Annotated in this window: 18 protein-coding genes; 4 read left to right on the top strand and 14 right to left on the bottom strand. The window is 63.5% G+C overall.

Annotation, left to right across the window (positions count from 1 at the left end; genetic code table 11):
• Nucleotides 1–5: 5 nt before the first annotated feature.
• The 5 genes from rraA to CEJ45_RS03320 all read right to left on the bottom strand — a co-directional run bounded on the left by rraA (nt 6) and on the right by CEJ45_RS03320 (nt 6,795).
• Nucleotides 6–506: a ribonuclease E activity regulator RraA gene (rraA, locus tag CEJ45_RS03340; protein ID WP_088753801.1), complete on the bottom strand. Its 501-nt coding sequence runs from the start codon at nt 504–506 to the stop codon at nt 6–8.
• A gap of 46 nt (nt 507–552) precedes the next feature.
• Complete coding sequence (locus CEJ45_RS03335; protein WP_088754026.1) at nt 553–2,274, bottom strand: diguanylate cyclase; 1,722 nt, start codon at nt 2,272–2,274, stop codon at nt 553–555.
• Nucleotides 2,275–2,727: 453 nt separating this feature from the next.
• A complete protein-coding gene (clpB, locus tag CEJ45_RS03330) occupies nt 2,728–5,316 on the bottom strand; it encodes an ATP-dependent chaperone ClpB (RefSeq protein ID WP_088753800.1) in 2,589 nt (862 codons plus the stop codon).
• Between the two features lie 105 nt (nt 5,317–5,421).
• Nucleotides 5,422–5,796 (bottom strand): fluoride efflux transporter CrcB, encoded by a 375-nt coding sequence (gene crcB / locus CEJ45_RS03325; RefSeq protein WP_088753799.1) that lies wholly within the window; start codon nt 5,794–5,796, stop codon nt 5,422–5,424.
• Between the two features lie 18 nt (nt 5,797–5,814).
• A complete protein-coding gene (locus CEJ45_RS03320) occupies nt 5,815–6,795 on the bottom strand; it encodes a LysR family transcriptional regulator (protein WP_088753798.1) in 981 nt (326 codons plus the stop codon).
• A 215-nt stretch (nt 6,796–7,010) separates the two neighbouring features.
• On the opposite strand from CEJ45_RS03320, the gene CEJ45_RS03315 reads away from it, so the two are divergent.
• The 4 genes from CEJ45_RS03315 to CEJ45_RS03300 all read left to right on the top strand — a co-directional run bounded on the left by CEJ45_RS03315 (nt 7,011) and on the right by CEJ45_RS03300 (nt 11,907).
• Nucleotides 7,011–8,474 carry an efflux transporter outer membrane subunit gene (locus CEJ45_RS03315; RefSeq protein WP_088754025.1) on the top strand — a complete coding sequence of 488 codons (1,464 nt, stop codon included), beginning with the start codon at nt 7,011–7,013 and terminating at the stop codon, nt 8,472–8,474.
• Nucleotides 8,471–10,675 carry an FUSC family protein gene (locus tag CEJ45_RS03310; RefSeq protein ID WP_088753797.1) on the top strand — a complete coding sequence of 735 codons (2,205 nt, stop codon included), beginning with the start codon at nt 8,471–8,473 and terminating at the stop codon, nt 10,673–10,675. The genes CEJ45_RS03315 and CEJ45_RS03310 overlap by 4 nt, the downstream gene beginning before the upstream one ends.
• Entirely contained in the window at nt 10,665–10,865 is a 201-nt protein-coding gene (locus CEJ45_RS03305) for a DUF1656 domain-containing protein (RefSeq protein ID WP_088753796.1), read from the top strand. The genes CEJ45_RS03310 and CEJ45_RS03305 overlap by 11 nt, the downstream gene beginning before the upstream one ends.
• A 67-nt stretch (nt 10,866–10,932) precedes the next feature.
• Entirely contained in the window at nt 10,933–11,907 is a 975-nt protein-coding gene (locus CEJ45_RS03300; RefSeq protein WP_088753795.1) for an HlyD family secretion protein, read from the top strand.
• Between the two features lie 81 nt (nt 11,908–11,988).
• On the opposite strand, the gene CEJ45_RS03295 is transcribed toward CEJ45_RS03300, so the two are convergent.
• From CEJ45_RS03295 to thrC, 9 genes are all read right to left on the bottom strand, one after another.
• Complete coding sequence (locus CEJ45_RS03295) at nt 11,989–12,276, bottom strand: helix-turn-helix domain-containing protein (RefSeq protein ID WP_088753794.1); 288 nt, start codon at nt 12,274–12,276, stop codon at nt 11,989–11,991.
• A gap of 168 nt (nt 12,277–12,444) precedes the next feature.
• The gene (locus CEJ45_RS03290; RefSeq protein WP_088753793.1) at nt 12,445–13,791 is read right to left on the bottom strand and encodes an Nramp family divalent metal transporter; all 1,347 of its coding nucleotides are present in this window, start codon (nt 13,789–13,791) and stop codon (nt 12,445–12,447) included.
• 64 nt (nt 13,792–13,855) lie between these two features.
• A complete protein-coding gene (gene moaE, locus CEJ45_RS03285; RefSeq protein WP_088753792.1) occupies nt 13,856–14,308 on the bottom strand; it encodes a molybdopterin synthase catalytic subunit MoaE in 453 nt (150 codons plus the stop codon).
• Nucleotides 14,309–14,375: 67 nt separating this feature from the next.
• Entirely contained in the window at nt 14,376–15,746 is a 1,371-nt protein-coding gene (locus CEJ45_RS03280; protein WP_088753791.1) for a GntT/GntP/DsdX family permease, read from the bottom strand.
• A 132-nt stretch (nt 15,747–15,878) separates the two neighbouring features.
• Nucleotides 15,879–16,532: a class I SAM-dependent methyltransferase gene (locus CEJ45_RS03275; RefSeq protein WP_088753790.1), complete on the bottom strand. Its 654-nt coding sequence runs from the start codon at nt 16,530–16,532 to the stop codon at nt 15,879–15,881.
• Between the two features lies 1 nt (nt 16,533).
• A complete protein-coding gene (gene moaD / locus CEJ45_RS03270) occupies nt 16,534–16,791 on the bottom strand; it encodes a molybdopterin converting factor subunit 1 (RefSeq protein WP_088753789.1) in 258 nt (85 codons plus the stop codon).
• Between the two features lie 29 nt (nt 16,792–16,820).
• Nucleotides 16,821–17,663, bottom strand: coding sequence for a DUF817 domain-containing protein (locus CEJ45_RS03265; RefSeq protein WP_088753788.1), 843 nt, complete (start codon nt 17,661–17,663; stop codon nt 16,821–16,823).
• 16 nt (nt 17,664–17,679) lie between these two features.
• The gene (locus CEJ45_RS03260) at nt 17,680–18,909 is read right to left on the bottom strand and encodes a molybdopterin molybdotransferase MoeA (RefSeq protein WP_479459565.1); all 1,230 of its coding nucleotides are present in this window, start codon (nt 18,907–18,909) and stop codon (nt 17,680–17,682) included.
• A gap of 224 nt (nt 18,910–19,133) precedes the next feature.
• Nucleotides 19,134–20,594, bottom strand: a complete 1,461-nt coding sequence (thrC, locus tag CEJ45_RS03255) for a threonine synthase (RefSeq protein ID WP_088753786.1) — start codon at nt 20,592–20,594, stop codon at nt 19,134–19,136.
• Between the last annotated feature and the right edge of the window lie 238 nt (nt 20,595–20,832).

The raw sequence follows: 20,832 nt of genomic DNA, 5'->3' as shown, positions 1-20,832 counted from the left end.
AACGCTCAAAGCGCGGTGCGCGAGACCAGCACCCCATCCACGTCGGCATAGATCCAGTCGCCCGGATGCACGGCCACGCCGGCAATGCCGACCTTGATATCCGCATCCCCCGCGCCCTTGCGGAAGCTGCGCTGGGGATGGGTCGCCAGCGCCCGGATGCCGACCTCGCAGGCATTGAGTTCAGCTGCATCGCGTACGCAGCCATTGACCAGGATGCCGGCCCAGCCGTTGTCCTGGGCCAGTTGTGCCAGGTTGCCGCCGACCAGGGCGCAGCGCAGGCTGCCGCCGCCATCGACCACCAGTACGTCGCCATTGCCAGGCGTTTCCAGGGTTTTGCGCACCAGCACGTTGTCTTCGAAGACCTTGAGCGTGCGCGCCGGACCGGCGAAGGCCTGCTTGCGGCCGAAGGACGCGAAGATGGGCGGCAGCACGTGCAGCGTGCCGGCGGCCAGCTTGTCTTCATTGGCGTCGCACAGGTCGCAGGTGGCAAAGCTGGCAAGGGTCATGGGGTTCTCCGGGCGTTCGATGGTGGGTGGGGCAGCTGAAGGCAAATCACACCGACAGGATGCGATGCAGGCGCTTCTGGTCGAACATACGTGAATCGGCCACCCGCAGCAAGGTTTCCACGTCCAGCCCGTCGTCCGGATAGAGCGACACCCCCACCGAGGCATCGACCGTGTACTGCTGGCCATCCCGCCCTTCGATGGGCTTGTTGACCGCATGGCGGATCTTGTCGGCGATGCTGCGGGCCACTTCCATCTCGGTCACACCGTGCAGGTAGACCACGAATTCGTCCCCACCAAAGCGCGCCACCGAATCGTCGTGGCGCAGGCTGTGCTGCAAACGCTCGGCAATGGCGACCAGAACCTTGTCGCCCTCGTCATGGCCGTATTCGTCATTGACCGCCTTGAAGCGATCCAGGTCGATGAAGAGCAAGGCGAAATGCAGCGGTACGGCCTGCGAACTGTTGCGGCGGCGGAAATCGATCTGCGCGATCAGCGAATCACGGTTCAGGACATTGGTGAGGCGGTCGGTGCGCAGGTTGCGCTCCATTTCCACGAAACTTTGCGCCAGCTGGCCGATTTCATCGTTGCGATCGATATTGAGCGTCGGGAACGGACTGCCGTTGCCGATGCTCTTGGCCGCCAGGGTCAGCTTGCGGATATCGCGCAGCACCCAGCGCAGCAGCAGGAAACCGATCACGAAGGTCAGGCACACCGCCAGCAAGCCCAAAATGAGCGTCTGGTAGACGCCGCTGGTGACCGAGCCCAGGAAGTCCGAGCGCGGCGCCGTGCTGATGGCCAGCCATTCGAGTCCGGCGGGATCGCGATGCAGGCGGAACGCCACTTCGATCTTGCTGCCCTGGCTGCGCGAACCGAGCAGGACCAGCTTGTCGGGCTCGGGGCTGTGCGCGCCGAGATAGCGCCGCACTTCGTCGTACGCCTGCTGCACCAGAGGCGACCTGCTCTGGCTGGCATTGAGCCGTAGCGGTTCGCCGCCCTGCTCGCCGGCCTGGTAGATGGGTTCATCCAGGGAAGTGGCCACCATGTCGCCCTTCATCTCGGTGACGAAGGCCACCCCGTTGGCCGACAGCGGCACCTGGTGCAGCAAGGTCGTGAGCTGCTGCAGCCCGATGCTGCTGTTGGCCACGCCCAGCAGGGCGCCGTCGGCATCGAAGATGGGCTTGGAGAGATTGATGCCGACGATGTTCTTGACCCGGTAATCGATATACACCGGCGACCAGGTCTCGCGGCCCTGCTGCACCGCCTGCACGTACCAGGGGCGCTTGCGCGGCTCGTAGTCCTGCTCGGCGACCAGTTTCATTTCGGTACCGGGCCCGCGCAGGTAATAGACGAAGTTCTTCTGCCCCGGCTCACGCACGCTGTACATGAAGACGCTGGGCTGCTCCTGCTTGATGCCCAGGAAGCTGCCGTCGGCGCCGCCGAAGTAGACGTAGCTGGGCTCATCGAAGAGCGAATTGGCCAGCCACAGGCGCTCTTCGAGCTCCTTGCGGCTCTTGGGGAAAGGCAGGTTGGCCGGTGCCTGGCCCGCCTCGGCCGGCGGCACCGGCTGTGGCGCCACCACATTCAAGGTTTCGCGCGCGCCCATGGTCTGCCGGGTGATGGCCTGGCTCACGCGGCCCATCACTTCGGTCAGGGCATTGCGCGCCAGTACCTCGGTGGCGTCATCGCCTGCCCGATAGAGAAACCAGCCGATGGTCAGCACCAGACAGACCATCAGGAAAATGAACGGCAAGATGAATAGCCGTTGCAAGGACGATTGCTTCAGAATCGCCCCCTGCCGTGCCATGAACCCCTGCTTCTTTGCGTCACACCCAGACCCTTTATCGCCGAATGAACCATGAATCCCTTGCTGCCAGGCAATCCGGTACCACCTGGCGATTGCTGGCCGGGCTTGCGCCCCTTGTCGATGGCGCACCGATCTTTTATGGTTGTGGCGCGTCCCCCTTGGGTGAAGTAAATATCACATTCCCCTTCTCTTGGGGAGGTTTTTTGCAATGCGGCGAAAGAAAGCGCAGCCGCCAAACGAACCGGGATCCACGCCGGGCGCAGTTTAGTGAAAATTCGTCAATTATATTAAATATATTGCAACTTTTGCGAACGCATGAACGCAACACGGGCCGTGGCCTGCACTTCCTTTCCACAAACGACGTAAAAAAGCGGCGGAACATGAACACATGTTCCGCCGCTTCACCTGCCCGGCCGATCAGGCCTTGCTGAAGGCCAGTTGCCCGTTCTGCACGTCGACCTGCACCACATCCTTGGGGCCGAACTTGCCTGCCAGGATCTGCTTGGAGAGCGGATTTTCGATCTCCTGCTGGATGGCACGCTTCAAAGGACGAGCGCCATAGACCGGATCGAAACCAGCCTCGGCGATCTTCTGCAAGCCGGCTTCGCTGATGTTCAGGCCGATATCGAGCTTGGCCAGGCGTTGTTCCAGGATACGCAGCTGGATCTTGGCGATGGCGCCGATGTTCTTGGCGTCCAGCGCGTGGAAGACCACGATTTCATCCACCCGGTTGATGAATTCCGGGCGGAAATGCGTGCGCACCTCGGCCATCACCGCCAGCTTCACCAGTGCCGGATCGCTGTCTTCCATGCTCTGGATCTTGTGCGAACCCAGGTTGGAGGTCATCACGCTCACGGTATTCTTGAAGTCCACGGTACGGCCCTGGCCATCGGTCATGCGGCCGTCGTCCAGCACCTGCAGCAGCACGTTGAAGACATCCGGGTGCGCCTTCTCGATTTCATCGAGCAGGATCACGCTGTAAGGCTTGCGCCGCACGGCTTCGGTCAGGTAACCGCCTTCTTCGTAGCCGACATAGCCCGGCGGGGCGCCGATCAGGCGGGCCACCGAATGCTTCTCCATGAACTCGCTCATGTCGATGCGGATCATGGCTTCTTCGGTATCGAAGAGGTAGGAGGCCAGCGCCTTGCACAGCTCGGTCTTGCCCACGCCCGTGGGGCCCAGGAACATGAAGGAGCCATACGGCTTGCTGGGGTCGCCCAGACCGGCGCGCGAACGGCGGATGGCGTCGGACACCGCCACGATGGCTTCGTCCTGGCCCACCACGCGTTCATGCAGCACGTCTTCCATATGCAGCAGTTTTTCGCGCTCACCCTGCATCATGCGCGAGACCGGGATACCGGTGGCGCGCGCGACGATCTCGGCAATTTCCTCGGCACCTACCTGGGTGCGGACCAGCTTGGGCTTCTCGCTCTTGACGCCGGCGGCATCCTTCTTGTTCTGCACCTCCAGTGCCGCTTCAAGTTCGGCCAGCTTGCCGTACTTCAGCTCGGACACCTTCTGCCAGTCGCTCTTGCGGGTGGCCTCTTCCATCTGCAGGCGCACCTTCTCGATTTCTTCCTTCAACTGCTGGCCGCCCTGGGCAGTCGATTTCTCGGCTTTCCAGATTTCTTCGAGGTCGGCGTATTCCCGCTCGAGCTTCTCGATTTCTTCCTCGATCAGCTGCAGGCGCTTCTGCGAGGCTTCGTCCTTCTCGCGCTTGACGGCTTCGCGTTCGATCTTGAGCTGGATCAGGCGGCGGTCGAGCTTGTCCATGACTTCCGGCTTGGAGTCGATTTCGATCTTGATCTTGGAAGCGGCTTCGTCGATCAGGTCGATGGCCTTGTCCGGCAGGAAGCGATCGGTGATGTAGCGGTGCGACAGCTCGGCAGCGGCCACGATGGCCGGGTCGGTGATGTCCACGCCATGGTGCACTTCATATTTTTCCTGCAAACCACGCAGGATGGCGATGGTGGCTTCCACGCTGGGCTCGTCGACCAGGATCTTCTGGAAGCGGCGCTCAAGGGCCGCATCCTTTTCGATGTACTGGCGGTATTCATCCAGGGTGGTGGCGCCCACGCAGTGCAGTTCGCCGCGGGCCAGGGCCGGCTTCAACATGTTGCCGGCATCCATGGCGCCTTCGGCCTTGCCGGCACCGACCATGGTGTGCAGCTCATCGATGAAGACGATGGTCTGGCCTTCGTCCTGGGCGATTTCCTTCAGGACGGCTTTCAGGCGTTCCTCGAATTCGCCGCGATACTTGGCACCGGCCAACAGGGCCGCCATGTCCAGCGACAGCACGCGCTTGGACTTCAGGCTGTCCGGCACTTCACCATTGACGATGCGCTGGGCCAGGCCTTCCACGATGGCGGTCTTGCCCACGCCGGGTTCGCCGATGAGCACCGGATTGTTCTTGCTGCGCCGTTGCAACACCTGGATGGCGCGGCGAATTTCATCGTCGCGGCCGATCACCGGATCGAGCTTGCCGGCGCGGGCGCGCTCGGTCAGGTCCAGTGTGTACTTTTTGAGGGCTTCACGCTGGCCTTCGTCCTGTTGGGAAGACACGGAAGCACCGCCGCGCACGGCCTTGATGGCTGCTTCCAGCGACTTGCGGGTGAGTCCGTTTTCACGGGCGGCGCGACCGGCATCGGACTTGTCGTCGGCCAGGCCCAGCAGCACCATTTCACTGGCGACGAACTGGTCGCCATGCTTTTGTGCTTCCTTGTCGGCCAGGTTGAGCAGGGCCACCAGCTCGCGGCCAACCTGCACCTCGCCGCCGTTGCCGGAGACCTGCGGCAGGCGCTTGACGGCGGCCTGCAAGGCGGTGGAAAGACCGTTCACATTCACGCCGGCGCGCTGCAGCAGCGAGCGCGCACCGCCGTCGTCCTGGTTCAGCAGGGCCAGGATGAGGTGAACGGGTTCGATATATTGATTGTCGTGGCCGACGGCTTGGGATTGCGCGTCAGCCAGGGCTTCCTGCAATTTGGTGGTGAGTTTGTCGAGACGCATGGTTCGCTCCAATTTTTCAATGAGATGAAAGTTGGGCCAGCGCCTGCGATTTTCAAGCAATGATCGTGCCGTCTGTTTTGATCTGCATCATGTCGGCCAAAATAGTCATCCAGCCAAGGCACGATAGCTTGCAAACCCGGCAACGCAGAGCACGATGGAGCCCAGCAGATGCAGCCCCGAATGCCCGATGGCCCACAGGTAATCGCCCCGTTGCAGCAGGATCATGGACTCGGCGGAGAAGGTCGAGAAGGTGGTCAGCCCGCCCAGCACGCCAGTCACGGCAAACAGCCGCCATTCCGGTGCCAGCGCAGGATGCTGCTCGAAATAGGCCACCATGAAGCCGATCACATAGGCGCCGATCCAGTTGGCCGCCAGGGTCCCCAGCGGCACGAAGTGCCCGTCCACATTCCACACCACGGAGATGCGCCAGCGCAACCAGGCACCCAGTGCTGCTCCCATCCCGACCGCCAGCCATCCCATCACATTCCCCCCGATTGATCAGGCCAGCGGCCCGCTGCGCGCGGCCAGGCCCTGCATTTCTTCACGCAGGCTGCCCAGGCGTGCCAGCGCCTGATGGTCTTCCTGCAAGGTCCGGTCCACTGTTTCGTGCATCCAGTCCACCCAGGTGCTGATCTTGGCATCCAGGTACTGCCGCGAAGGATACAGCGCATAGACCCCCATGGTCTGCAAGCGATGCTGCGGCAGCACCCGCACGATGGTACCGGCGCGCAAGGCATCCACGGCCGAATAGATGGGCAGCACGCCGATGCCCATGCCCTCGCGGATGGCGGTGAGCATGGCCTCGGCCACGTTGACCTGGAAATTGCTCCTGACGGCGACGACCGCCTCGCCGTCAGGCCCTTCCAACACCCACTCCACCAGCGGTGAAATGGGACTGACCAGTTGCAGGCAGGCGTGATTACCCAGGTCGGCGGGCTGCTGCGGCACGCCGTATTTGTCCAGGTAAGCCGGCGAGGCACACAGCAGGCTGAAGGTACTGCCGAGCTGGCGGTAGATCAGGCCCGAGTCCGGCAGCTCGCGCGCCACCACCAGGGAGACGTCATAGCCTTCTTCGAGCATGTCCGGGATGCGCTGGGCCAGGGTCAGTTCCACGGCCACATCCGGGTAGCGCTTGTGGTAGCCGGAAATGGACGGGATGACATAGCGCTGGCCCAGGCTGGTCATGGCATGGATGCGCAGGCGGCCGGAGGGCTTGACGTAGGCGGCGCTGGCTTCGGCCTCGGCCTCATCGACATAGGCCATGATCTGCTGGCAACGCAGCAAATATCGCTCGCCCGCTTCGGTCAGGGCAATGCGGCGCGTGGTACGGTTCATCAGCCGGGTGCGCAGATGCCGCTCCAGATCAGCCACGGCCCGCGAGACGTGCGCCGTGGTCAGGCTCATTTGCTGGGCTGCCTGGGTGAAACTGCCGGCTTCCACGACGCGCGCGAAGACGCGCATGTTTTGCAGGGTATCCATCCTATTGTTCCTATCTCTGTAACAAGGTGCAGGCGTCCACCAACCAGGACTGCCTGCAACAGGCGCAATGCGCCATGCCAGCATTGTTACCCAGAACGAAGCAATGATTGTTGCTGCATCTGATATAAACCTTTGCGGAATACCGTATTTTTTTGGAAATAATTACAAAATAGAATACGTTACTTCTGATATTTGCACATTTTTTGGGTAATTCCATGACACGTATCGCCTTTTCAAAGCTGCCCGCGCTGACCGTCGTTGCGCTCTCGCTGACAATGGCCGGTTGCGCCGACCAAGGCGGCATCCAGCCGCAGGCACAGGTGCACGACGTGGCCGTGCTCGACGCCGGCCAGGCCATCCGCCAGGCCGCCAGCGAAGCCGGCTGGCCGGAGCGCGCCTGGTGGCAAGCGTATGGCGATGCGCAACTGAACCAGCTGGTGACCCGGGCCGTGGCCGGCAACCCCAGCATGGCCGTGGCAGCTGCCCGCGTGCGCCAGGCACAGTCGATGGCGGTCGTCGCCCATGCCGGTGAACTGCCCAGCGCCCAGCTGGATGTGTCGGTGGGCCGCAAGGACTGGTCCGACAACGTCTATTACGGCGCGGCCTTCCGCGACAAGCTGACCTGGAACAACACCGCGACCCTGGGTCTCTCCTACAACGTCGACCTGTGGGACCGCAACAAGAACGCCACCCTGCGCGCCGAGGATGAAATGCATGCCGTGGCCGCCGACGCGCGTGCCGCCCAGCTCGACCTGGAAGGCAATGTGGTACGCACCTACGTGCAGCTGGCGCTGCAGTACGGCCTGCTGGACAACACCGAAGCCATGCTCAAGGAAGAACAGAAGATCCTCGACCTGGCGCAGCGCCGCTTCAAGGGCGGGCTCGGTACCCAGCTGGAAATCACCCAGGCCGAATCTCCCTTGCCGGAGACCCGCCGCCAGATCGAAGCCCTGCAGGAAAACATTGCCCTGATCCGCAATCAGCTGGCCGCGCTGCTCGGTGCCGGCCCCGGTGCCGCCGAGGGCATCACGCGGCCGGCCATGCAATTGCAGACCGCCCTGGGCCTGCCCAGCGCACTGCCGGCCGACCTGGTGGGCCGCCGCCCTGACATCAGCGCCGCCCGCTGGCGCGTGGAGGCGGCCGCCAAGGGCATCTCGGTGGCCAAGGCGGCCTTCTACCCCAACATCAACCTGCTGGCCGGCATCGGCCCGGCCGCCGCCGGTGGCGGGCTGTTCTCGTTCCTCTCAGCCCCCAACCTGCAGACTACCTACGGCCCGGCGATCTCGCTACCCATCTTCGAGGGCGGACGCCTGCGCGGCCAGCTGGGTGCGGCCAGTGCCGGCTACGACATCGAGGTGGAGCACTACAATGCCCTGCTCTCGCAAGCCTTGAAAGGCATCGCCGACCAGGTCGTGACCCTGCAGTCGGTGGCACGCCAGCAGAAGCAGGCGCAGGAATCGGTGCAGGCCGCGCAGAAGAACGTCGACATCGCCACCCGTGCCTACCAGCGTGGCCTGACCGACTATCTCAACATCCTGCATGCGCAGACCCAATGGCTGCGCCAGCAGCAGATCGTGCAGCAATTGCAGGCACAGCGCCTGGCCGCCTTTGCGGCCCTGCAGACCGCACTGGGCGGCGGCATCGAGGATGAAGCACCGGCCAAGGTGGCGGCAAAATGAACACCCCTGCCCTTTCCCTGAAGGCACAGCTGCGCGAGGCAGCCACCGACTGGTGGCGCAGCGATGCGCCGACCTGGGTCTATGTCTTCAAGATGGTCTTCGCCGGCTTGCTGGCGCTGGGCATCGGTTATGGCCTGGACCTGGAGTCGCCACGCTCGGCATTGATCACGGTGTTCATCGTCATGCAGCCACAAAGCGGGATGATCCTGGCCAAGAGCTTTTACCGGGTCATCGGTACCCTGGTTGGCTCGGCTGCCGTGGTGGTCTTCGTCGGCCTGTTTGCCCAGACCCCGGAACTGTTCCTGCTGGCCTCGGCCCTGTGGATCGGGCTGTGTACCGTGGGCTCGGCCCACAACCGCAACTTCCGTTCCTATGGCTTCGTGCTCTCAGGCTATACGGTGGCGCTGATCGGCCTGCCCTCGGCCCTGCACCCTGCCGTCACCTTCGATTCGGTGATGACGCGGGTCAGCGAGATCATGGTTGGCATCGTCTGCGTGGGCCTGGTCAGCGCATTGGTGTTCCCGCAGGCCAGCGCCCCCGGACTGGTGCGCATCATCCGTGGCCGCTTCACCGCTTTCGTCGACCTGATCAGCGCGACACTGGGCGGCACCGCCGACCGCAAGCAGCTCGAAGCGACCAATGCGCGCTTCGTGGGCGACATCATCGGCCTGGAAGCCATGCGCAGCTCGGCCATCTTCGAGGATCCCGAAGTGCGCCTGCGCAGTGGCCGCCTCTCGCGCATGAACAGCGAGTTCATGGCCTTGTCGACACGCGTGCACGCGCTGCACCAGTTGATGAACCGCCTGCATGCCAACCCGGCCGCGAGTGCCCGCGTGGTGATCGAGGCCATTTCCCCCTACTACCGCGAAGTGCAACCCCTGCTCACCCGCGCCAGCGGCGAACCGGTCATGAGCGCGCTGGACGCCGCCGATGCGGCCCTGAAGCTGGATGCCTACAAGCGTGAACTGCCGCGCCGCGTGCGGGCCACGCGCCATACGCTGTCCGAACAGTGCCAAAGCGACAGCGCCATGCTGGACTTCGATACGGCCTCCGAACTGCTTTATCGCGTCATCGAGGAACTGCACGCCTACACGCTGACCTATGCCTCGCTGACCCAGCGCCATCACGAGCGCGAGCAATGGGAGCACTCCTATGCGCCCAAGACCAGCATGACCACCGCCTTGATCGCCGGTGCCCGCGCCGCCATCGTGATGCTGGCCCTGGCCGCTTTCTGGATCGTCAGCGGCTGGCCCAGCGGCGACGTGGCCGTGCTCAATGCCGCCGCCTTCTGCGCCATCACCTCGGCCGCGCCCGATCCGGCCAAGGCGACCCGCACGGTGGCCATCGGCGTGCTCTTTGCTGCGGTCGCCGGCTACGTCTACACCTTCCACATCCTGCCGCGCCTGGATGGCTACTGGATGCTGGCCAGCGCGCTGATGCCGGTGCTGATGCTGGCCGTCTACCTGACCACGCGTCCCGCCTATGCAGGTTACGGCCTGGGGATCTGCATTTTCTTCCCCTTCCTGGCGGTGCCGGACAATTTTGCACACTTCAATGCGGCCGGTTACCTGAACGAGTCGGTGGCGCTGGTGGTGTCGCTCATCGTGACAGCGGTCGCCTTCATGCTGCTCTTGCCGCCCACCACCGACTGGACCGTGCGCGTGCTCGAAAAGCAGTTGCGCAAGCAGGTGGTCGATGCCTGCTTCGGCAAGCTGGCCCATCTGGCCTTGAAGTTCGAGAGCGGCACCCGCGACCTGATGCACCAGATCACCATGTTCACCAGCAGCCGTCCCCTGCTGCGCCAGAAGGCACTGGGCTGGATGTTTGCCACGCTGGAGGTGGGCCACGCCATCATCGAACTGCGCAGCGAATTGCACGGCATCCGTACTGAAACGCCGGATCTCTTGCCGCCCTCGGCCTACGCCGCCCTGGACCGGCTGCGCGAAGCCATCCCGGCGCTCTTTGCCCGGCCGTCGCCTGAGACCCTGGCCACGGCGCTGGCGGCCAACGATGCCACCATCACCGAGGTCCAGACCGCGATCGGCCCCCATTACCGCGAGCGCAACGAACGCCATCGCCTGCAACGCACCTTGAGTTACCTGCACTTCATCCGTACCGCCCTGCTGGACGAGCAATCACCGCTGCACACCATGCGCGCCGGGGGCCAGAACAACACAACGGGAGCCCGCCATGCCACGTGAGATTTCCTTCTTCGACGCCTATATTCCGACCGTCCTGCTGCTGGCCGTGGTGGCCGCCGTGCTGGCCATGTTGGCCGACCGCGTGCTGGTGCGCTTCGGCTTCTACGAGCTGACCTGGCACCCCGCCTTGTTCCGGGTCAGCCTGTTCGTCTGCCTGGCGGCCTTGCTGGGGCTGGCGGTGTATCGCTAGCCCGGCACACTGCCTTGCGAGCCCATCCCTTACGAAAAGATAAAGAAACAATCAGGAGTAGTTCATCATGCCGGTCAAATCGATCTTCCGCGTTCTCATCACCACGGCCATTTTCTTGCTGGCCATCCTGCTGGCCTGGAGCCTATGGCAGCACTACATGCATTCCCCCTGGACCCGTGACGGCCGCGTACGCGCCGACGTGGTCAATATCGCCCCCGATGTGTCGGGCCAGGTGGTGGCCTTGCCGGTGCGCGACAACCAGCTGGTCAAGAAAGGCGACCTGCTGATGGAAATCGACCCGGCCCGCTACACGCTGGCGCTGCAGCAGGCGGAGGCTGCCGTCACGGCGCGCAAGGCCGATCTGGACGTGCGCAAGGCGGAAGTGGAAGCGCGCCGGGCCGACCTGAACATGCGCCGTGCGCAAGCCCGCCGCCGCGCCGACGTGGATGCGCTGGTGGTCTCGCGGGAAGCCCGTGAAGATGCCGGCAGCCAGGTCACCGCCTCGCAAGCCCAGCTGGAAGCTGCGCAGGCCCAATTCCAAGGGGCGCAGGCGCAGTACCAGGCAGCGTTGTCGCAGCGGGATACGGCCAAGCTGAACCTGGAACGCACCAAGGTCTACTCGCCCGTGGATGGCTACATCACCAACCTGAGCGTGCGCCGGGGCGATTATGCAGCGGCCGGTGCAGCCAAGATCGCGGTGATCGACAGCCACTCTTTCTGGGTCTATGCCTACTTCGAAGAGACCAAGCTGCCGCTCTTGTCCATCGGCGACCGCGCCAAGATCCAGCTGATCAACGGCGCTTCCATGGAAGGTCATGTGGACAGCATCGCCCGCGGCATCTATGACCGCGACAACCCGCAGAGCCGCGAACTGACGGCCGACGTCAACCCGACCTTCAACTGGGTCCGCCTGGCCCAGCGCATCCCGGTACGCATCCACCTGGACAAGGTGCCGGAAAACGTCTTGCTGGCCTCGGGACTGACCTGCACGGTGGTGCTGGAGCCGGGCAGCGGCAAGCAGCAGGCGGTAGCGAAGAATTGATGACGTTGCAGTGAGATGAAACGATGAGGCGACCTGGCGACGGGTCGCCTTTTTTGCGACCCGTCGCCAGGTCGCCTTTTTTCATGGGCGCTTGCGCATCACGGCCCCGACGCACATGCCGACCGGCTTGAGCAGCTTGTCGGCCGTGGCCAGGGTGGGACTGGATTGACCGCGTTCAATGTCCTGCAGGGTACGGGCCGATACGCCGTACACCTTGGCATATTCGGCGATGGTCAGGCGCAAGGTGGTGCGAATCTTGCGAACCACCGCCGGCACCAGCAAGGTGGGATCGGCGGCCAGTTCATCGAAGAGTGCGCGGCGGTCTTCCATCTGCTCGATGGCGCTCAGGGGTTTGAAGCGTTTGTCCATTCAGAGCGCTTTCGGGTTGATGGCAGCCCAGTCAATCCGCGCGGGGGAATTCTGCAAGACAGCCTCAATTGAAATTGAGCGAAAAATCTTCATTTCCACACTTCAATATCACTATTAGCCGCAAAAAATTGGCTAATAGTGATAGTTTGATGTGGAAATGGCTTTTTGCTACTCCGCAAACACCTGCCACACCAACCACACATTGGCTGCCGAAATGGTCACGAAAAGCAGCCAGGCCAACGCGCTCACCCACCAGCGATTGACCAGGTCGCCCATCAGGTCGCGGCGGCTGGTGAGGCGGATCAGCGGATACATGGCAAAGGGCAGCTGAAGCGACAGCACGACCTGGCTGGCGACCAGCAGCTTGCCTACCGAATGCGGTCCCAGGGTGAGCACGCCGATCAACGCGGGCACCAGGGCCAGCGCGCGGGTGATGACGCGGCGCTGCCAGCAGGGAATCTTCAGCTTGAGGAAACCTTCCATGATGACCTGTCCGGCAATGGTGCCGGTGAAGGTCGAACTCTGTCCGGAAGCGAACAAGCCCACGCCAAACAAAATGGCCGCCATGGCCGACCCGGTGATCGGATCCAGCAGGTGGTAGGCCTGATCCAGCTCGGCCACCTGCGTATTGCCGCTCTTGTGAAAGGCCGAGGCCGCCAGGATCAGGATGGTGGCGTTGATCACCATGGCGATCAGCAGCGACACCGTGGTATCGACCCGCGTGTAGCGCACCGCCTCCAGCAGCGACGCCGGATCGCGCTGCACGCTGCGGGTCTGGACGATGGAGGAATGCAGGTACAGGTTGTGCGGCATCACCGTGGCACCGATGATGCCGATGGCCAGGTACAGCGGCTCTCGGCTGGAGATGGCCTGCAGCGAGGGGACAAAGCCCTGCATCACCTCATGCCAGTCCGCCTTGACGAAGGCCAGCTGCGCCAGCAGGCAGGCAGCGATGGTGATGACCAGGCCCAGGATGATGGCCTCCACCTGGCGGAATCCCCTTCCCTTCAATCCCAGCACGATGAGCGTGTCCAGCGCTGTCAGCAGCACGCCCACCGGCAGCGACACCCCCAACAGCAGGTTGAAGGCCAGCGCGCAGCCCAGCACCTCGGCCAGGTCGCAGGCGATGATGGAAAGTTCGGCCAGCACCCACATGCCCTTGCCCACGGCCGGCGGATAGTGCTCGCGCGAATGCACTGCCAGGTCCTTGCCGGTAGCGATGCCCAGCCGCGCGCACAGGCATTGCAGCACGATGGCGGAGAGGCTGGAAAGCATCACCACGAACAGCAGCTGATAACCGAACTGCGAACCCGCCTGGATGGACGTAGCCCAGTTGCCCGGATCCATGTAGCCGATCGAGACCAGCAGACCGGGGCCGACGTAAATACGCAGCTTCTGCCAGACCGAAGCGCCGCGCGGCACGTTGACGGTACCGGCGACTTCGGAAGGACAGAACGGTGCCGTGGCTGTCGTGGGCAAACCCGGGATGCGGGGAAAACGGAAAGTGAATGGCAAGACGAAAATCCCCCTGTGTGCCGTTGATGGCGTCGCCCGGATCAGCGTCCCGGGCGATGCTGCTTTATTGCGCCCACTTGGCCAGCGCCGTGTCGTCGCTCTCGCGGGCATCGACCCAGCGGGCACCGTCAGGCGTTTGCTCTTTCTTCCAGAACGGGGCCTGGGTCTTGAGGTAATCCATGATGAATTCGCAGGCGGCAAAGGCTTCACCGCGATGGGGCGACGTCACCGCCACCAGCACGATCTGCTCGCGCGGCTGCATGGGACCGACGCGATGGATCACCAGTGCATCGAAGATGGGCCAACGTGCCTTGGCTTGTTCCACGATCTGCTCCAGGGCACGCTCGGTCATGGCCGGATAGTGTTCCAGCTCCATCGCCGAGACCGCGGCACCTTCATTCAGATCGCGCACGGTGCCTACGAAACTGACGACTGCGCCGACGCGCGGATTGGCCAGGCGCAACTGCGCCACTTCAGTGGAGAGATCGAAATCGGCAGTCTGGACGCGAACGGGCATGGTTCAACAGGAAATGAATGCAGGCTGCGATTCTACCAGCGCCAGCCCGCCCGCGAGTGCAGCAGGATCAGACCAGCAGTCCCCATAGCAGCAGCGTCATGCCCAGCCCGATCAACGAGACGATCGTCTGGATCACCGACCAGGTGGCCAGGGTCTGCTTCAGGTTCAGGCCGAAGTATTCCTTGACCATCCAGAAGCCGGCGTCATTGACGTGGCAGAAGAACACCGAGCCGGCACCAATGGCCAGCGCCATGAGCGAATTGTGGGTCGCAGAGAGGCCAGCTACCAAGGGCGCTACGATACCGGCCGTAGCAGTCGTTGCGACAGTGGCCGAACCGGTAGCCTGGCGCAGCGCCACGGCGATGATCCAGGCCAGCAGGATCAGCGGCATGTGGGTGCCATCGGCGATCTTGGTGATGGTGTCGCTGATACCGGCCGACAGCAGGGTCTGCTTCAGTCCGCCACCCGCGCCGATGGTCAGCAGAAGACCGGCGATGGGCGGCAAGGCGCGGCGCAGGGTGGCGCCGACTTCAAAGCGGCTGCTGCCCTGCCCCCAGCCCAGTACCACCACGGCAAAGAGCACCGTCACGGTCAGTGCAATGATGGGTTCACCGAAGAAATTGAGCATTTCAAACAGCTCGGTCTTGGGCGTGACCCAGATCCGCGCCACGGTGCGGCCCAGCATCAGCACCACCGGCAGCAGGATGGTCACCAGCGCCACCAGGAAGCTGGGCTGCGACTGGCCTTCACGGGCGCTGAAGAGTTTGCCGATCTGGTCCGGTTCGGCCAGGTTCAGGCGCGGCGCGATGAAGTTGCCGTACAGGGGACCGGCAATGATCACCGCCGGAATGGCCACGAGGAAGCCCAGCAGCATGGTCGTGCCCAGGTCGGCATGCAGCGCGGACACGGCGATCAGCGGGCCCGGGTGCGGCGGCAACAGCGCGTGCAAGGTGGTCATGCCGGCCAGCGCGGGAATGGCCACGCGCATGATTGGCAGTTCCGAACGACGCGCCATGACGAAGATGATCGGGGCCATCATCACCAGCCCCACTTCAAAGAACAGCGGCAGGCCGACCACCAGCGCTACCAGCGCCATCATCCAGGGGATGATGCTGCCGCGCGCATAGCGCAGCAGCGTGTTGACGATGCGGTCGGCTGCGCCCGATTCGGCCATGAGCGCCCCCAGCATGGCGCCCAGCGCGATGATGATGCCGGCTTCGCCGAGCAGGCTGCCGGCCCCTTTGCTGAAGGCTTTGGCGATGTCTTCCAGCGGCAGGCCGGCGCCGATGCCGGCCACGAAGGTGCCGATGAGGATGGACAGGAAAGGAGCGATGGACAAGAAACTGATCAGCACCACGATGGTGACCAGTGCGGCCAGCGTCACCAGCAGCAATTGCGTGTCCTGGGCCGCCCAGGCGGCCAGATGCGTCGAAATCAAGATAGATCCTTCTACAGGTGTGGATGAATGCGCATCGCTTCATTGAACGATGTCTTTTGCACCCCCTCCGCAGACCTGTTTGGCGCAGGCCTGGTCTCCTCCCAAAGAATCCGGCATGCCGAATATCCGTTCTCAGCCCGCTGGCTGCGGGTCTTCCGTCTTCTGCCAGACGCTGGCCAGCCACGGCTGCTGCTCGCGCGGCAGACCGTCAGGGCGGTAATAATGCCGCAATTCAACGAAGCCTGCAGGCTGCAGGTAGCGACGCCAGCCTTCCAGGCTGTGCCAGACGCCATAACGCGGACCGCTCCAGCCTTCCAGGTCATTGCCGCGCGGATTGGAACTGAAGAGGATGCCACCCGGCTTCAGGCTGGCGTGCAACTGCCCCAGCACGCGCGGCAAATGGGCCGCCGGCACATGGAACAGCGAGGCATTGGCAAAGATGCCGTCAAAGCGCGCCAGCGGCAGATCCAACTGCAGGAAGTCCTGGTGCAAGACTTCGCAGCCACTGGCCGCCCGCGCCATCTCGACGAATTCGGCGGTACCGTCCAGGCCCACCGCAACGTGGCCGCGCCGGGTGAATTCGATCAGGTCGCGTCCCGGGCCACAGCCGACATCGAGGATCGTGAACGGACCCTGCCCCGCCTCTCCCGCCCTGGCGTGCAAGGCATCGAGCAGGGCCGCCATGTTCTGGCTGACGTCATGATCCCAGGTCCCTTCGCGGAAGCTCTCGGCGTTGCTGCTGTAGTGCGCAATGGTGCCGGCTACGGGATCGCGGCGGGAGCTCACCTCAGCCTCCGGTCACGGGCGGGAAGAAGGCCACTTCGCCGCCATCGACGATCTCGGTATCGGCCTCGGTCATTTCATGGTCGTAGGCCATGCGCAGGTTCTTTTCCGGTCCGAGCACCTCGGCCCAGATGCCACCCCGCCCGATGAGGAAGGCACGCACGTCGCCGACGGTCTTGACGGTGGCGGGCAGCTCGATGATTTCTTGCGAGGTCTGCAGGGCTTCGCGCACGCTGGCGAAGAAACGGAGTTCGATTTTCATGGGATTTCCTTGAGGGTGGCAGCAGCCCCTTAGTGGGCGATATGAATTTTGCTGCGGATATGCTTGAGATGCACCACGATGGTAAAGGTCATCATGACCAAAAGCGACCAGGCGCTCCATTTGCCCAGGTGCACGGTGGACCAGGCTCCCATCTGGTTGGGATAACGCCAGATGCCGAAGAAGGTGCTGATGTTCTCGGCCAGCCAGATGAAGAATCCGATCAGCAGGAACGCCAGCAGCAGCGGCATCTTGCGATCGCGGTCCAGCGGACGGAACAGCACCGTGGAGCGGGCATACAGGCCCAGTGCGCAAGCCGCCAGGTACCAGCGGTAGTCGCCGATGTAGTGATGCGTAAAGAAATTGACGTAAATCAGCAAGGCGATCAGGGTCGCCATCCAGTACGGGGGATGATGCTGGATGCGCAAGTCGAACAGCCGCCAGGCCTGGATGATGTAGCTGCCCACGGCGGCATACATGAAGCCTGAGAACAGCGGCACCCCGAACAGCTTGGTATAGGCGAAGTCAGGATAACTCCACGACTGGATCGCCCCCGATGTCTTGAACACCTCCAGCGCAAAGCCGACCACATGGAAGACGCTGATGGCCTTGAGTTCGGCGATGGTCTCGATGCGGGTCGACACCATCCACACCTGTACCAGCAGGGCGAAGAGCAGCAAGGCGTCGTAGCGTGGAATACCGAACAGACCGGCACGCGGCATCAGGAACACGGCCGCAAAGAACAGCCCTGCAAACAGGCAGCAACGCGCCTCCTTGAGGCCGAACATGAGGAACTCCAGCACGAAGCGCCGCCAGCCTGTGGCCTGGCTGGGAATGCTGCTGCTGAGGTACTGATCGATCTCCGCCAGTCTCATCGATGCTCCGCCGTGTTCAGTTCAGCAGATGATCGAAGGCCAGGAACTGCACCGTATCGCCGGCCTTGATGGTCTGCCCTGGCGGATTGTCGATCAGGCCGTCGGCCCAGGCGGTCGAGGTCAGCACCGCCGAACCCTGGCTGGGGAAGAGATCCAACCCGCCTTGGGCATTGCGGCGCACGCGCAGGAACTCCTGGCGGCGGTCGGCACGCGGCCAGTCGAAGTCGGCGCGCATGGCCACCGGCCGGGGCAGCACGGCCTCACGCGGCAAGCCTTGCAGGCGCAGGATGAAGGGCCGCACGAAGAGCAGGAAGGTCACGAAAGAAGACACCGGATTGCCCGGCAACCCCAGGAAGAAAGCTTCACATCCCTGCTCTCCCTCCCCTTGCCCGCGGCGCACCTGGCCGAAGGCCAGCGGCTTGCCAGGCTTCATGGCGATCTGCCACATGTTGATGCGGCCCTCAGCTTCGACAGCAGGCTTCACATGGTCTTCTTCCCCCACCGAGACGCCGCCGCTGGTGATGATGAGGTCGTGCTCACGCGCAGCCTCGCGCAGGGTCTGGCGGGTCGCCTCAAGGCTGTCAGGCACGATGCCGAAGTCGCTCACCTGGCAGCCCAGTTTTTGCAACAGGCCGCGCAGCAGGAAGCGATTGGAGTTGTAGATGCCGCCCGGCTTCAATGGCTGCCCGGGCATGGTCAGTTCATCGCCAGTGAAGAACACCGCCACACGCACCGGCCGCAGCACCTGCAGCTGCGCCTGACCGATGGAGGCCGCCAAGCCCAGTTCCTGCGGGCGCAGGCGGGTGCCGGCCGGGAGGATGGTGCTGCCCTGGCGGATGTCTTCACCGATCATGCGCACCCATTCCCCGCTCTCGGGGACATGGCGGATCACCACGTACTCGCCCTCGGTCTCGCAGGCTTCCTGCATGACCACGGCGTCGGCGCCCTGCGGCATCATCGCGCCGGTGAAGATGCGCGCCGCCGTACCCGCTTCCAGCGGCTGGCCCACATGGCCCGCCGGAATGCGCTGCGACACGCGCAGACGGGCCTGGCCCGAGGCGCAATCGGCCGCACGCACGGCGTAGCCATCCATCTGTGAATTGTCCATGCCGGGCACGTCGATGGAGGCCGTCACGGGCGCTGCCAGCACGCGTCCACACGCCTCCAGCGTATCGACGGTCTCGCTCTCCACGACCGGCACGGCGGCCGACAGCAAGGTGTCGAGCGCCTGGCTGACGCTTTGCATGGGCGGGCGGGCCGGCTTGTCGGATGAGGGGGCTGCGGAAGGAGTGGGCGTGGAGGACATGGCAGGCCTGACGGAGAAGATCGAAGTTCGGGACAAGGGTAAAGCGTTGTTTTCGGGTCGATACAGCGACCCGACATTCTAATGCAATCGCCGCGCCCGCGCGCTCCATGAAAAACGCCGTCCGGGCCAATGGCGCGGACGGCGTAGAGAGGGTAAGGCGCGGCTTACAGGCCGGTGTGTTGGGCCACGTAGTCCTTCACCCGGGCGGCATCGGCCGGCATCACCTCAAAGCGCTGCGGCAGCGCCTCGATGTTCTCGAAGCCCGCCGGACGGTCGGCGTCGCGACCCAGGGCTTCGCGGATGGTTTCATTGAACTTGGCCGGCAAGGCCGTCTCCAGCACGATCATGGTCACGCCCGGCGCCAGATGCTCGCGCGCCACCTTGATGCCATCGGCGGTATGGGTGTCGACGGTGATGCCATAGGCCTTTTCGGCGAAACGAATGGTCTCCAGGCGGTCTGCGTGGGTCGACTTGCCGGAGGCAAAGCCATACTGCAGCACGCTGGCGAATTCATTGCCGTCGCTGCCGGCCTGGCCGCTCAGGTCGAAGCCGCCTGCGGTCTCGACCTTGTGGAACAGGGCCTTGACCCGTGCGCTGTCACGGCCCAGCAGGTCGAAGACGAAGCGCTCGAAGTTGGAGGCCTTGCTGATGTCCATGCTGGGGCTGCTGGTGTGGTAGGTCTCGGCGGACTTGCGTACACGGTAGTGGCCGGTGCGGAAGAATTCATCCAGCACGTCATTCTCGTTGGTGGCCACCACCAGCTTGTCGGTGGGCAGGCCCATCATGCGGGCGATGTGGCCGGCACAGATATTGCCGAAGTTGCCCGAGGGCACGGTAAAGGACACCTTCTGCTCGTTGCTGGTCGTGGCTGCCAGATAGCCACGGAAGTAGTAGACCACCTGCGCCACCACGCGCGCCCAGTTGATCGAGTTGACGGTACCGATCTTCTTGGCGGCCTTGTAGTCCAGGTCGTTGGAGATGGCCTTGACGATGTCCTGGCAATCATCGAAGACGCCTTCGACGGCCAGGTTGAAGATGTTCGGGTCCTGCAGGCTGAACATCTGCGCGGTCTGGAAGGCGCTCATCTTCTTGTGCGGCGACAGCATGAAGACGCGGATGCCCTTCTTGCCGCGCATGGCGTATTCAGCGGCGCTGCCGGTGTCGCCGGAGGTGGCACCGACGATGTTCAATTCCGCGCCCTTCTTGGCCAGCGCATATTCGAACAGGTTGCCCAGCAATTGCATCGCCATGTCCTTGAAGGCCAGCGTGGGACCATTGGACAGGCTTTGCAGCACCAGCTTCTTGCCGTCTTCTTCCTGCAGAGTGCGCAGCGGGGTGATCTGGCTGGCATCTTCACCGGCGCGGGTGTTGCGGTAGACGTCGGCGGTATAGGTCTTGTGCGCCAGCGCCTTCAGGTCGGCTTCGGGAATATCGGTGGCGAATTTCTTGAGCACTTCGAAGGCCAGGTCGGCATACGACAGCGTGCGCCACTGGTCCAGCTCGGCACCGCTGACCTGCGGATAGGTGGCCGGCAGGTACAGGCCACCATCAGGAGCCAGGCCGCCCAGCAGGATGTCGGAAAAGGAAGGAGTTGCAGCGTGACCGCGGGTGGAAACGTATTGCATGTCGATTAGGATGCGCCGGCAGGCGGCGGGAGCGTGGAATGGGAGGAAAGTCCACGATTATACGGCCAGCAGGCCTTGCACAAAAGCGCGGCATGGAAGAAAGCTGCACCTGCACGCAGGGCCATGTGCGCGATCCCGGGCTGGGACGCGCAATTGTTGCACTGGATCATCATGACAGCAGCCCAAGCTGAAATAAAACGTTACCGCCCTTGAAAGCCGCGCATGGCCGGGCTATGCT

It is taken from the genome of Herbaspirillum aquaticum, assembly GCF_002213425.1.
Taxonomy (GTDB): domain Bacteria; phylum Pseudomonadota; class Gammaproteobacteria; order Burkholderiales; family Burkholderiaceae_D; genus Herbaspirillum; species Herbaspirillum aquaticum.
The sequence above is the reverse complement of the archived record's forward strand: the minus strand, read 5'-3'. Positions and strand labels throughout refer to the sequence as shown.

What these genes read in the sequence shown, in the direction of transcription:
- rraA (WP_088753801.1), bottom strand. Translation starts at nt 506, where the DNA reads ATGACCCTTGCCAGCTTTGCCACCTGCGACCTGTGCGACGCCAATGAA.
- moaE (WP_088753792.1), bottom strand. Translation starts at nt 14,308, where the DNA reads ATGCCCGTTCGCGTCCAGACTGCCGATTTCGATCTCTCCACTGAAGTG.
- CEJ45_RS03295 (WP_088753794.1), bottom strand. Translation starts at nt 12,276, where the DNA reads ATGGACAAACGCTTCAAACCCCTGAGCGCCATCGAGCAGATGGAAGAC.
- crcB (WP_088753799.1), bottom strand. Translation starts at nt 5,796, where the DNA reads ATGGGATGGCTGGCGGTCGGGATGGGAGCAGCACTGGGTGCCTGGTTG.
- CEJ45_RS03305 (WP_088753796.1), top strand. Translation starts at nt 10,665, where the DNA reads ATGCCACGTGAGATTTCCTTCTTCGACGCCTATATTCCGACCGTCCTG.
- CEJ45_RS03260 (WP_479459565.1), bottom strand. Translation starts at nt 18,909, where the DNA reads ATGCAAAGCGTCAGCCAGGCGCTCGACACCTTGCTGTCGGCCGCCGTG.
- CEJ45_RS03320 (WP_088753798.1), bottom strand. Translation starts at nt 6,795, where the DNA reads ATGGATACCCTGCAAAACATGCGCGTCTTCGCGCGCGTCGTGGAAGCC.
- clpB (WP_088753800.1), bottom strand. Translation starts at nt 5,316, where the DNA reads ATGCGTCTCGACAAACTCACCACCAAATTGCAGGAAGCCCTGGCTGAC.
- CEJ45_RS03265 (WP_088753788.1), bottom strand. Translation starts at nt 17,663, where the DNA reads ATGAGACTGGCGGAGATCGATCAGTACCTCAGCAGCAGCATTCCCAGC.
- thrC (WP_088753786.1), bottom strand. Translation starts at nt 20,594, where the DNA reads ATGCAATACGTTTCCACCCGCGGTCACGCTGCAACTCCTTCCTTTTCC.
- CEJ45_RS03300 (WP_088753795.1), top strand. Translation starts at nt 10,933, where the DNA reads ATGCCGGTCAAATCGATCTTCCGCGTTCTCATCACCACGGCCATTTTC.
- CEJ45_RS03310 (WP_088753797.1), top strand. Translation starts at nt 8,471, where the DNA reads ATGAACACCCCTGCCCTTTCCCTGAAGGCACAGCTGCGCGAGGCAGCC.
- moaD (WP_088753789.1), bottom strand. Translation starts at nt 16,791, where the DNA reads ATGAAAATCGAACTCCGTTTCTTCGCCAGCGTGCGCGAAGCCCTGCAG.
- CEJ45_RS03315 (WP_088754025.1), top strand. Translation starts at nt 7,011, where the DNA reads ATGACACGTATCGCCTTTTCAAAGCTGCCCGCGCTGACCGTCGTTGCG.